The 12,350-nt window shown below is 42.5% G+C and carries 13 protein-coding genes and 1 riboswitch; of the genes, 5 read left to right on the top strand and 8 right to left on the bottom strand.

Annotated features, from left to right (window positions below; translation table 11 throughout):
- Positions 1-50: 50 nt before the first annotated feature.
- Positions 51-95: riboswitch (PreQ1 riboswitch) on the bottom strand.
- 138 nt (positions 96-233) lie between these two features.
- A complete protein-coding gene (locus KXZ66_RS07385; protein WP_038829006.1) occupies positions 234-1,277 on the bottom strand; it encodes a YkvI family membrane protein in 1,044 nt (347 codons plus the stop codon).
- Between the two features lie 364 nt (positions 1,278-1,641).
- On the opposite strand from KXZ66_RS07385, the gene clpE reads away from it, so the two are divergent.
- The 3 genes from clpE (at position 1,642) to motB (ending at position 5,694) form a co-directional block, all read left to right on the top strand.
- Entirely contained in the window at positions 1,642-3,741 is a 2,100-nt protein-coding gene (gene clpE, locus KXZ66_RS07380; protein WP_165634599.1) for an ATP-dependent protease ATP-binding subunit ClpE, read from the top strand.
- Positions 3,742-4,124: 383 nt separating this feature from the next.
- Positions 4,125-4,937, top strand: coding sequence for a flagellar motor stator protein MotA (motA, locus tag KXZ66_RS07375; RefSeq protein ID WP_003244739.1), 813 nt, complete (start codon positions 4,125-4,127; stop codon positions 4,935-4,937).
- Positions 4,909-5,694, top strand: a complete 786-nt coding sequence (gene motB, locus KXZ66_RS07370; protein WP_003232473.1) for a flagellar motor protein MotB — start codon at positions 4,909-4,911, stop codon at positions 5,692-5,694. Before motA ends, motB begins: the two co-directional genes overlap by 29 nt.
- A gap of 39 nt (positions 5,695-5,733) precedes the next feature.
- On the opposite strand, the gene mhqR is transcribed toward motB, so the two are convergent.
- On the bottom strand, positions 5,734-6,171 hold the full coding sequence (mhqR, locus tag KXZ66_RS07365; protein WP_021479410.1) for a MarR family transcriptional regulator MhqR: 438 nt from the start codon (positions 6,169-6,171) through the stop codon (positions 5,734-5,736).
- Positions 6,172-6,363: 192 nt separating this feature from the next.
- On the opposite strand from mhqR, the gene kinD reads away from it, so the two are divergent.
- The gene (kinD, locus tag KXZ66_RS07360; RefSeq protein ID WP_015252216.1) at positions 6,364-7,884 is read left to right on the top strand and encodes a sporulation kinase KinD; all 1,521 of its coding nucleotides are present in this window, start codon (positions 6,364-6,366) and stop codon (positions 7,882-7,884) included.
- A 27-nt stretch (positions 7,885-7,911) separates the two neighbouring features.
- Here the strand turns inward: kinD and KXZ66_RS07355 are convergent, their stop codons facing one another.
- Both KXZ66_RS07355 and spo0E read right to left on the bottom strand, forming a co-directional pair.
- Positions 7,912-8,343: a hypothetical protein gene (locus KXZ66_RS07355; protein ID WP_003245685.1), complete on the bottom strand. Its 432-nt coding sequence runs from the start codon at positions 8,341-8,343 to the stop codon at positions 7,912-7,914.
- A gap of 85 nt (positions 8,344-8,428) precedes the next feature.
- A complete protein-coding gene (gene spo0E / locus KXZ66_RS07350) occupies positions 8,429-8,686 on the bottom strand; it encodes an aspartyl-phosphate phosphatase Spo0E (RefSeq protein WP_003218598.1) in 258 nt (85 codons plus the stop codon).
- A 202-nt stretch (positions 8,687-8,888) separates the two neighbouring features.
- Here spo0E and KXZ66_RS07345 point away from each other — a divergent pair, with 202 nt between their 5' ends.
- Entirely contained in the window at positions 8,889-9,209 is a 321-nt protein-coding gene (locus KXZ66_RS07345) for a YkvA family protein (protein WP_003232481.1), read from the top strand.
- Between the two features lie 40 nt (positions 9,210-9,249).
- Here KXZ66_RS07345 and mtnD read toward each other — a convergent pair whose 3' ends face one another.
- The 4 genes from mtnD to mtnW are packed head-to-tail and all read right to left on the bottom strand — an operon-like array spanning position 9,250 to position 12,309.
- The gene (mtnD, locus tag KXZ66_RS07340) at positions 9,250-9,786 is read right to left on the bottom strand and encodes an acireductone dioxygenase (protein WP_003232483.1); all 537 of its coding nucleotides are present in this window, start codon (positions 9,784-9,786) and stop codon (positions 9,250-9,252) included.
- Positions 9,787-9,800: 14 nt separating this feature from the next.
- The gene (locus KXZ66_RS07335; RefSeq protein ID WP_003232485.1) at positions 9,801-10,430 is read right to left on the bottom strand and encodes a methylthioribulose 1-phosphate dehydratase; all 630 of its coding nucleotides are present in this window, start codon (positions 10,428-10,430) and stop codon (positions 9,801-9,803) included.
- Complete coding sequence (gene mtnX / locus KXZ66_RS07330) at positions 10,388-11,095, bottom strand: 2-hydroxy-3-keto-5-methylthiopentenyl-1-phosphate phosphatase (RefSeq protein WP_021479412.1); 708 nt, start codon at positions 11,093-11,095, stop codon at positions 10,388-10,390. Before mtnX ends, KXZ66_RS07335 begins: the two co-directional genes overlap by 43 nt.
- Positions 11,092-12,309, bottom strand: a complete 1,218-nt coding sequence (gene mtnW / locus KXZ66_RS07325) for a 2,3-diketo-5-methylthiopentyl-1-phosphate enolase (RefSeq protein WP_038829020.1) — start codon at positions 12,307-12,309, stop codon at positions 11,092-11,094. Before mtnW ends, mtnX begins: the two co-directional genes overlap by 4 nt.
- Positions 12,310-12,350 lie beyond the last annotated feature (41 nt).

Here is a 12,350-nt window from a genome sequence, read left to right as displayed (position 1 = left end):
CGGAAGGTGCTCTAGAAAAACATAAAAAAGGCCGTATCCAAGGATACAGCTCGTCCTTAGTTTTTTATAGAGGGTGTAGCTAGAACCTCTCCCGCATATCGCACGGATTTTCTTCAATTTTTTCACTTCTGCTATCTTACCATAATGTTGTTTTTCATGACAATAAAAAAGTCAATCCCCGGTTCCTAGATCAATTATCGCTCTATAGTGACGGTTCGCTTCATTATATATATTTATAAACTGCGCCGTCGAGGAGCCTTTTTGCATAGCAAAGCGCCTATGAAGGCCAAGCTCACATAGCCAAACAAGGGATAAATCGTTGAAATAAGCTTGCCATACCCTATTTGGCTCGTAATATAAGCCGTGATCATAATAGCTGTAAAGATATATTTGCTTTTCACTGGAAGAAAGCTTTGCACTTGTTTTTCTAATCCATATAGATTACCGATAACTGATGTGAACACTTCTCCGAAAATAATGAGTAAATAAATCAAATGGACAGAACGTGCAAAGAGATAAACCACTTGCGCCATCGGTATATCATATAAAAATACATCCGGAAGAGTCGACAAAGACAGAAAACTCGCGGACAGCACAATCGTCAGCATCGTCCCTCCGATTAAAGCGCCTTTTTTGATCACTTTCTCCGAGGACATTTCATTCGCCAGCGGAACCAAAACTGCTTGGGCAAGCGATAAATTCAAAGCCCCGTAAGAAACAGCTGATAACAGCCAATCCCAGCGATGCGGCCAGACCCACTGAGCTGCGTTTCGTGATTCGCTGAATATAAAAGAGTCGGCCACTACAATCATTGAAAAGAGGATTAAAAGGGGAACAACAAACACATTGACACCGAAAATGCCTTTTACTCCTCTAGTCATCACAATTAAGCTCAGACCGATTGTAATGAGCATCCCAATCTGAGCGGACATCCCCAATTGTTCCTCAAAAAGCGCCCCTGCTCCTGAAAGCATGACAGATGTAACTCCGAGGAGAACAAACAGCATAAATACATTGATAATCCGCCCAGCCGCCGCCCCGAACAAAAAGATGTTCATTTCTTGATATGACTTGGCATTGATTCGCTTTGAAATGATCATCAGCTTGGCGCCCAGAAACGTAAACATTCCGCCGCTGACGAGAATGCCGAATAAACCGAACCAGCCGAACTTCAGAAAAAACTCAACAATTTCTCTGCCAGTCGCAAATCCAGCTCCGACTACTGTGCCGACATACACAAAAGCAAGCTGACTTGCAGACCCTTTTGATTGTTCCATTTCTCCCCTCCGAACGAACCGCAGTTTTGTCCATAGATGCCTTTTTATAACCTATGAGACAAGTTCCTTGAAAAGACGAAGAAAACATGTTTTACTTTGTAACAAATTAAAAAATGTTGTGCAAAAGACTTGAAAGTCAAAGATGGTCAGAGTATACTATTAATCAAAGTTGGTCAAACAAACCGGCCTTTTTTAAAAATCAATTAGTCAAAGATAGTCAAATATTCAGTCTGCTTTGAGCATATTGGTTTGAATGCCGTTAAGTTTGCCGTATACTAATAGTCAAAGAAGGTCAAATCCAATAGACCTTTTTATTCACTTTCATTGGTCAAAGAAGATCAAATTATTAAGGAGGTTTTGGCAAATGCGTTGTCAACATTGTCATCAAAACGAGGCGACGATTCGCCTTAACATGCAAATAAATTCCGTTCATAAACAGATGGTTCTTTGTGAAACTTGCTATAACGAACTGACCCGTAAACCTTCAATGAGTATGGGTCCTCAATCTTTCGGATTTCCGTTTGAACAGGCATTCCAGCCGAAAGAAAAGAGCGCAGCAAAACAAAGCGGAAAAAAAGGGTTGCTTGATGAGCTGGCTCAAAATATTACAAACGGTGCAAAAGCCGGTCTCATTGACCCCGTCATCGGCCGTGATGATGAAGTGGCGCGAGTGATCGAAATTCTAAACCGCCGGAACAAAAACAATCCGGTTCTTATTGGTGAGCCGGGTGTAGGGAAAACTGCCATCGCTGAAGGGCTCGCTTTAAAAATTGCTGAAGGTGATGTTCCAAACAAACTGAAAAACAAAGAGCTATATTTGCTTGATGTTGCATCCCTTGTTGCAAACACAGGGATCAGAGGCCAATTTGAGGAGAGAATGAAACAGCTGATCACTGAGCTGAAGGAACGAAAAAATGTCATTCTGTTCATTGATGAAATTCACCTTCTCGTCGGCGCAGGCTCTGCAGAAGGATCAATGGACGCCGGCAACATTCTCAAACCGGCCCTAGCCAGAGGCGAACTGCAAGTCATTGGCGCGACAACACTGAAAGAATATCGTCAAATCGAAAAAGATGCCGCGCTGGAAAGACGTTTTCAGCCTGTCATGGTGCAGGAGCCTTCAATTGAACAGGCTATCCTCATTCTGCAAGGGATTAAAGACAAATACGAGGCGTACCATGGCGTAACATTTAGTGATGAAGCAATCAAAGCGTGTGTCACTTTATCATCCCGCTACATTCAGGACAGACACCTGCCGGATAAAGCAATTGATTTATTAGATGAAGCAGGTTCAAAAGCCAACCTGTTAATTGATGAACTGAATGATGAGGATGCCGCTGAACGCTTAACTGCAATTGAAGCCGAAAAAACAAAAGCCCTGGAAGAAGAAAATTACGAACTGGCGGCAAAACTCCGTGATGAAGAACTCGCATTGGAGAAAAAACTGAACAGCTCCTCCGCTCATACCGCTGTCACTGTGGAAGCTGAGCACATTCAGGAAATTGTTGAACAAAAAACAGGCATCCCTGTCGGCAAACTGCAGGCAGACGAACAAACGAAAATGAAAGAGCTTGAAGCAAAACTTCATGAACGCGTGATCGGACAAGAAGCCGCTGTTCAAAAAGTGGCAAAAGCGGTAAGACGAAGCCGCGCCGGATTAAAATCCAAAAACAGACCTGTCGGCTCCTTCCTCTTCGTCGGTCCTACCGGCGTAGGGAAAACAGAGCTTTCTAAAACACTGGCAGATGAATTATTCGGCACAAAAGACGCTATTATCCGACTCGATATGAGCGAATACATGGAGAAACACGCCGTATCTAAAATTATCGGTTCACCGCCTGGATATGTCGGCCATGAGGAAGCTGGACAATTAACTGAGAAAGTGCGCCGCAATCCTTACAGCATTGTGTTGCTGGATGAGATTGAAAAAGCACACCCAGACGTTCAGCATATGTTCCTGCAAATTATGGAAGATGGCCGTCTGACAGACAGCCAAGGCAGAACTGTAAGCTTCAAAGACACAGTGATCATCATGACAAGTAATGCGGGTGCTGGTGAGAAACAAACGAAAGTCGGTTTCCAATCAGATGACAGTGTCATCGAAGAACAAACATTGATTGATTCACTGAGCATGTTCTTTAAACCTGAGTTCCTCAACCGTTTTGACAGCATTATTGAGTTCCACTCATTGGAAAAAGAACATCTTGTCAAAATCGTCAGCCTTCTTCTTGGAGAACTTGAAGAAACATTGGCTGAACGGGGCATTAGCTTGAATGTGACAGATGAAGCGAAAGAAAAAATCGCTGAGCTGGGCTACCACCCTTCATTCGGTGCACGTCCGCTTAGAAGAACCATCCAAGAATGGGTTGAGGATGAAATGACCGATCTGCTGCTTGATAATGGCGAGATCACCAGTTTTCACGTGATTTTAGAAGATGATAAAATCAAAGTGCGAGCAAAATAACAATCAGCGGTTTCCTTTTAGGAAGCCGCTTTTTTTTATACTTTCATACTCTTGACTTAGAAATTACCGTCCCTTCTCCTGAAGCGCTACTTCCCTTCATCCTTTACACTTTTTTTAAGGAGGGATGGAACATGTTTATATACAGTGAATATGTATTTCTACTATTATATGAATACCATCTGAAGGACAGCTTGCAAGCAAGCTGCTAATTTCAGTAGACCCCCGGGCTTTTCAATTTTGGAGAGCCCGTTTTTGTTTATTTCTCCCTTCTATGCCTCTTCCTTGAATATTTCATGAACAAATTCACAATGTCCCTAAAGTTCCGGGCACCAAAACCGATATTAACCATAGACAAGCTAGTAAAAAAGGATTTGGTGAAAACTATGGATAAAACTTCGTTAATCGGTATTATTCTTGCTTTTGTGGCATTGAGCGTCGGGATGGTTCTGAAAGGCGTCAGTTTCAGCGCCCTTGCAAACCCCGCTGCCATTTTAATTATTATCGCCGGGACAATCTCAGCAGTCGTTATTGCGTTCCCAACAAAAGAAATTAAAAAAGTGCCTACGCTGTTTCGAGTGTTATTTAAGGAAAATAAACAGCTCACAATAGAGGAACTCATTCCTATGTTCTCTGAATGGGCTCAGCTTGCACGCCGCGAAGGTCTGCTTGCTTTAGAAGCAAGCATTGAGGATGTAGATGATGCTTTCTTGAAAAACGGGCTCAGCATGGCTGTTGACGGGCAAAGCGCGGAATTTATAAGAGATATTATGACAGAGGAAGTCGAAGCAATGGAGGACAGGCACCAAGCAGGAGCCGCTATCTTTACACAAGCAGGAACGTACGCTCCGACACTTGGAGTACTCGGCGCTGTAATCGGGCTGATTGCCGCTCTCTCTCATATGGATAACACAGATGAGCTTGGACACGCCATCAGTGCCGCCTTTGTTGCCACACTTCTCGGTATCTTTACAGGGTATGTGTTATGGCATCCTTTCGCAAATAAATTAAAACGAAAATCAAAACAGGAAGTAAAACTGCGTGAGGTCATGATTGAAGGTGTTTTATCCGTTTTAGAAGGACAAGCACCGAAAGTCATCGAACAAAAGCTTTTAATGTATCTTCCTGCGAAGGACCGCTTGAAATTTGCAGAACAAGGAGAGGCGCAAAATGGCGAGAAAAAAGAAGAAGAAGCATGAGGACGAGCACGTTGATGAATCATGGCTCGTTCCTTACGCCGACATCCTTACTCTTCTCCTGGCATTGTTTATTGTGCTGTACGCGAGCAGCTCGATTGACGCAGCTAAGTTTCAAATGCTCTCAAAATCATTTAATGAAGTTTTTACAGGCGGCACCGGTGTACTGGACTACTCCAGTGTCACTCCTCCTGAAAACGAGTCAGACGGCATTGATGAAGTGAAAAAGGAAAAAGAAGAGAAAGAGAAAAACAAGAAAGAAAAAGAAAAAGCAGCTGATCAAGAAGAACTTGAAAATGTGAAGAGCCAGGTGGAAAAGTTCATCAAAGATAAAAAGCTGGAACATCAGCTGGAGACGAAGATGACTAGTGAAGGCCTTCTGATTACGATTAAAGACAGCATCTTCTTTGATTCTGGAAAAGCGACCATCCGTAAGGAAGATGTGCCGCTTGCAAAAGAGATTTCAAATCTTCTTGTGATTAACCCGCCAAGAAATATCATTATCAGCGGACATACTGATAATATGCCAATTAAAAATTCTGAATTCCAATCAAACTGGCATTTAAGCGTCATGAGAGCGGTAAACTTTATGGGGCTCCTGATTGAAAACCCCAAGCTCGATGCAAAAGTGTTCAGCGCCAAGGGTTATGGCGAGTATAAACCGGTGGCTTCCAACAAAACTGCGGAAGGCCGAAGCAAAAACCGGCGGGTTGAAGTTCTCATTTTGCCAAGAGGCGCAGCGGAAACAAATGAAAAATAGCAAAAAAGGAAGCCTTGTGACATATCAGGCTTCCTTTTTTTACTTATTATGAAACTGTTTTGCGTTTAATCCTACTCTTTTTAACATTTCGGTGCACATCTCTACCTCTTCTTCGCTTAATACGCTGATCATTTCATCAATTTCAGCAGCGTGACCAGGGAAAATATCGTTCAAAAGACCGATGCCTTTTTCAGTAATTTGCGCAAATGTCACTCGTCTGTCTGTAGGAGACGCTTTCCGAATGAGAAGTTCTTTTTGCTCCAGCTTATCTACAACGTATGTGATGCTCCCGCTAGCCAAGAGAATTTTATCTCCTATCTGCTGCAGCGGCTGATCACCTTTATGGTACAAAAGCTCTAGCACAGCAAATTCAGTCGGATTCAGCCCATGCTTATGAATATGCTTATTCATATGATCGTTAATAGACCGATACGCGCGCGACAGCACGATAAATAACTTCAGTGATTTTTCTGTCATGTCTCAATCATCCTTTTAGAAACCGTTACAGAGAAACATTAATAAACAAAGACCAAAATGTCAATAAAAATCTTTCCAATATTTCTCTTCTTTTTTAAAATGTAAGCATGCCAACACCTTTTTCTAATTTTTTTGGTTATTTTTTCTTATTAAAGAAGAAGAAACAATGATATAATACCTCTAATCAGGTGTATGTTGGAGCGATGCAAATTGAAAATACTAAAAGGCGCCTGCGGGAGAGTCAAACTTTATATCATACTGGTCGTGATTCCGGCAATCGTCATCAGCTTTTTCGTATATGAAAAAGAAAAAGATACAATAGCTGCAGAACATAAACAAGAAGCAAGTGTCCTGCTAAACCTTCACCGCAACAAAATCAATTATTTAATCGGAGAAACAATGGCGAGAATGACCTCCTTGTCCATCGCCATCGACAGACCGGTTGATATAAAGAAAATGCAGTCAATTTTGGAAAAGACCTTTGATTCAGAGCCGAGATTTTCCGGTCTCTATTTTCTCAATGCCAAAGGAGACGTCACCGCAAGCACAACCGAATTAAAAACGAAAGTAAACCTGGCCGACAGATCTTTTTTTACAAAAGCAAAGGAAACTAAAAAGACAGTCATTTCAGATAGTTATTCGAGCAGAATTACTGGTCAGCCAATTTTCACAATTTGTGTGCCTGTTTTGGACTCAAAACGAAATGTGACAGATTATCTTGTCGCAGCTATTCAAATTGATTATTTGAAAAATCTCATTAACTTGCTGAGCCCTGATGTTTATATTGAAGTTGTGAACCAAGACGGGAAAATGATTTTTGCGAGCGGACAAGCCTCTCATGCAGAGGATCAGAAACCTGTCAGCGGATATCTGGATGATATCAGCTGGAATATGAAAGTCTATCCGAACCCGGTCACAATAGAAGAACTGTCGAAAAGCCTTGTGCTTCCGCTTTCATGTATTATTGTTCTGCTGAATATCCTTTTTATTCTCGTGCTGTATTATTTGCTGAAGCGGCAGACCCAGCTGGAGCGCTCAGAAAACGAGGCGCAAAAATTAGAGCTGATCGGGACGCTTGCTGCCAGCACAGCCCATGAAATCCGTAACCCCCTCACCGGGATAAGCGGCTTTATTCAGCTGTTGCAAAAGAAATATAAAGGTGAGGAAGATCAGCTTTACTTCTCCATTATCGAACAGGAGATCAAGCGCATCAATCAAATAGTGAGTGAGTTTCTCGTTCTCGGCAAGCCGACAGCTGAAAAATGGGAGCTGAACTCACTTCAGGACATTATCGGAGAAATTATGCCGATCATTTATTCTGAGGGCAATCTATACAATGTTGAAGTCGAATTACAGTATTTAACCGAGCAGCCCTTACTCGTAAAATGTACAAAAGATCATATTAAACAAGTGATTTTAAATGTAGCAAAAAATGGCCTCGAGTCAATGCCTGAAGGAGGCAAACTGACGATCTCCCTAGGAGCTTTAGATAAAAAAGCCATAATCAAAGTTGTGGATAACGGCGAAGGGATTTCTCAGGAAATGCTGGATCACATCTTCCTCCCCTTTGTTACTTCTAAAGAAAAAGGAACCGGTCTCGGCCTTGTTGTTTGTAAACGGATTGTGCTGATGTACGGAGGCTCTATTCATATTGAAAGTGAAGTTCGAAGAGGCACAGAGGTGACGATCACCCTCCCCGTATCCGCATCATAGCCCCCCTGACCATGTCAGGAGGGTTTTTTATCTTCGTGATCGGGCATTGCCATTCGATTTGCTTGCTGGTCTTCCAGAAAAAAGGATTTTGATGAAACGCAACAGCATTTTCAAAAGCAAAAAAAACATAAAAAATACTAAAAAACCCTTTATACCTTCCGTGGCATCTAAAAACTCCATATTCCCTCTACCCGTCACCTTTTGCTGAATCTCAATCGCAAATACGATGACAATGATGACTGTAACAGTATAGATAAAGGACAAGGCTGTCATACTCCATTTAGAAAGCCATGTAAACACAGCGTGAGTGACGCCGAAAAAGAATATGCCAAAAATGCCGATCACCCAAAAATGCATTTCTTTGTCAGTTAAATGAATGCCAAATATTCCGCATAAGGAAATAAAAGCATCATGAAATTGATTGACCATTTCGGTAATGAGAATCGCCAGTTCCTTCATTAGTTCCCTCTTTCATATGAATTTTTTCCAGAAAAAAAGAGCGCTTCCGAAAAGCTCTCTCTTTATATATGCATCTGATAGGCCGCTATTTATTTGCATCATATGCTGGCATAACATCTCTGCGGGGCCACAAGCCTAATTTCTTTACAAGGCCTTGAATCCCTTGGGAATGTTCGTTTTCTTGCATAAGCTGATGATATTCATTTATTAAACAATCCAGCTCCTGACTGTGCCTGATCGTGTCATGCCCTGTAAATCCCTGCTTTCTAGCGGCATCTATCATTAACTTTCTTTTTTCATCAATAGACACCAACAATCTTTCTTGTTCAGAAGAACCGCCCATTCACTTCACCCCTCGCCGCTAAGAAATAGGAAACAAGTTTGATTGGGTTATTGTGCATTATTACAGATTATACTTTATTTGTAAACATATTTTCATTAAATAAGTTAATTTTTCAGGTATAATAGATATATTGATAGGATTAGAAGAACAATACCCAGGTGAAGAATATCTTAAACACGCCGCCAGGCAGGAGGTATGCCCAATGAAGAAAAAGAAAGCAATAATGCTCGGAGCGGCAGGCGGAAAAGCGATTTTAAAGAGGAAAAACCGAAAAAAATGTATCCAGCACATCACTACTTTTTTTCAGATGCTTCGCGATTGGCGAAATGGCGACTACCCTCGTTCACAGGTTAAAACACTTTTGCTGTTAACTGCCGCAATCCTGTATATCGTCATGCCGCTCGATATCATTCCAGACGTAATCCTCGGTCTTGGGTTCATTGACGATGCAGCTGTTTTAGGTTTGATTTGGACACTGATTAAAAAAGAACTGTCACAGTATGAAAAGTGGCGTTTGCAATAAATATATAAAGCCCCGTTCGATGAACGGGGCTTTCTCATGCTTATTGATTCACGCTGTCTTTTTCATAAATCGGAACCCAGCCTTCAGTTGTGACAAAAATTCTCACCGCGACAACTTTGCGGTCCTCCTGAAGCGTGAAGTAATGGCGGATATTCTCAGGCACGGAGATTAAATCTCCAGGGTTTAAACGGACATCAAAAAACGTGCCGTCCTTGCCTTGAATGACAAAAATACCGTGTCCGCTTACAATAAAACGAACCTCATCGTCTGTATGGTGATGCTCTCTTTTAAAGTTTTCAAGCAGTTCATCAAGTTTCGGATTGCTGTCTGACAATGAAATAACATCCTGTGCTTTATAGCCGCGGCGGGTTGAGATATCTTTAATTTCAGTTTCGAAGGTATCAAGAATTTGCTGTTTTTCTTCTTCTGTCAGGTCATATTTCTCTGAGAGATGTTCCGGAAGCTTCGTGATATCCCATTGCTCATAAATAACCTCTTGACTGTCCAGAAAGCTTGCCACTTCCTCTTGATTTTCAATCGTTGTATTTGCCTCATCATGAATTCGAATTGTAGCCATTTCAATTCCTCCTTTTATTTAACCAGCTGATGCTGAAGTGTTTTCAATTTCAAATGGTAGCTGAACAAAAATTCATACGCTTCAAGCACTCTTTTTGCCTCAAATGCTGTTTTCCCCCAAGCCGTAATACCATGATTTCGGATCAGAACAGCTCCTGAATCTTCTGAAATCTCTTCCGCAAACAGTGCCGCAAGCGTCGGGATATGTGCCGGATTTTCTATAATCGGAACGGTCACTTCTGCGTTCTCTTCCCACAAGCCGAGTGCTTTTATAATTTCCTGGCCTTTGAATGTGATTTTCTTTTGGTCTCCGTATAACTCTGAAATCACATTATTGTTTACCGTATGGACATGCAGGCAGCATCCGGCATTGGTTTTATTGTACAAATGTGTATGCAAAAGCGTTTCTGCTGACGGTTTCAGAGAATGCCCGCTTTCAGCAGGCTCTCCGTTTTGATCGACCAGCAGAAAATCTTCAACCGTCTCTTTGCGTTTATCTTTTCCGCTTGCAGTGACGAGAAATGTTAAAGGCTCATCTGTAACCTTAATTGACAGATTACCGCTAGTAGCCGGAAACCAATCTCTCTCTGCCAATTCCCGTTTTACTTCAGCGAGCTCTCGCCAGCGTTCTTGTTTTGCAGCCATTCCTGTACCTCCATTACATTCTCAATTTCCTTTCTGATCTCATAAAAATCTTGATACGGAAGATGATTGAGGTTTTGCTCCCGGCATTCGTTTAATAAATAATCCCTTGCAAAGCATAGGTCAGACAGCTTTGCTGCCTCCACATCTGTAACCGAATCACCGATCATGATGATATATTGGTTCGGTTCAGAAAGTTCATGGATGACCGACGGCTTACAGCACCCGCATTGATTGCTGCATGTGCCCTTGCAGGAATGAGGCCAGTCAATATGGATATAGTCATTGTCAAATGAAGCATGGTTGCAATAAATGCGGTCTTTCTCCACAATGCCTTCAAGCAAAGGATATACAAAAAAGTCCATTCCACCGCTTATGACATAAAACGGAATCTCGTGCTCATTGATAAATGCTACAAATTCCCGAAAGCCTTCCCTGATTTTTGCATCTTCCAATACAAAACTTGTAATCTCTTCTTTTAAACGGCTGGGCAGAAGGCCGAACATCCGCCCGACACCTTCCTTGATCGACAGCGTTTTGGAAAGTACGCCGTCTTTTAATGCCACCCACTCTGGGGGAGCAAATGTTTTCATGATATTTATAATGTTGTCGTTCATCGTGATTGTTCCGTCAAAATCACAAATAATAAAAGGTTTTCGAGTCGTCATACGGCTTCAACCTTTCCCCATTTATCTAGCGCAAGCTTAAGATCCTTGCATTGTTCGGCTTTTTCATCAATCGGCTGGGCCTCTAGGACCGCATCAATAATGGCTCTGAACGCTCGCCCCCCGCCTTGGGCACCGTTCGGATGTCCATGTACGCCTCCTCCGGCGTTAATAATGTGGTCTATGCCGAAATCACGCATTAATAGCGGAACCATGCCGGGATGAATGCCTGCTGACGGAACCGCAAATGTTTGGTTAAAAGCATCCTCTCTCACACATTCTTCATGAATCGCCAGTGCATCCGCTCTTGGAAGCGCAACCGAACCATATGGAGACGGAAAGAGGCTGAAGTCAGCACCGCAATATCGGTTTAATTTTCCGAGTAAAAGAGCGTGAGAAAAACCGTAAAACGGAGAAGACGTAAACGCTCCGCTGACTGCTGGATGCGCCATAATCGGAACTGGGATTTCAGGATCTTCTGCAAGGCCTTGCATAACGTCCAAGCCGTAAGCAAAGACATTAAACAAAAGCGCATCCGCTCCCAACTCGGCGGCGCGTCTCGCTTTGTCTTTCAGATCAGCCGTACGTCCGGTCAAATTCACCGCATACAGCGTTTTATGTCCGGTTTGCTCATACGTTTCTTTCAATATTTGCTTTCCTTCTGTAATTCTTGTTTCAAAAGGCGCTAGACCTGTCTCAAAGAAAATTTCATCGTCTTTAATCAAGTCAACTCCGCCAAGCGCCTGCTGCCGGAGCTGTTCTTTAATATCACTCAGGTCCCTTCCGATTACGCCTTTAAATATGCTCATTAACAGCGGTCTCTCAAACTCTCCCAGCAGCTTCCGGATGCCGTATACGCCAAACTTCGGTCCCGGCAGTGCACGCTTAAATGCTTCAGAGAAGTGAAGATCGATTAATTTGATTTTTCCGTCCAGGGACAGCTTGCCAAACACTGTTGTCAGCAAAGCCGGAATATCCTGAGAGAAATTGATTTCAGGATAGGCAATTGTGATGACCGCTTGTTTTTCTGATGCAGCAGTTCCCTCTCTCTCCTCAACTTTTATCACCCGCCCCTTGTGCTTTTGCATTTGCTCCTGTTTTACAAGGGGCAGATCAGTCCAGGAGCCTACTGTCAATCCTGTTGCGATTTGTTCTGCTTTCTTCTCTGTATCGGCTCCCGGTTCGGTCAGGAGATATGTCGCTAATAACTCACTCATGCCAGAGCTCCTTTCATTTTCATCCATATCAAAAAACCTCT

It is taken from the genome of Bacillus sp. LJBS17, from assembly GCF_019334685.1.
In the GTDB taxonomy this organism is placed as follows: domain Bacteria; phylum Bacillota; class Bacilli; order Bacillales; family Bacillaceae; genus Bacillus; species Bacillus subtilis.
The sequence above is the reverse complement of the archived record's forward strand: the minus strand, read 5'-3'. Positions and strand labels throughout refer to the sequence as shown.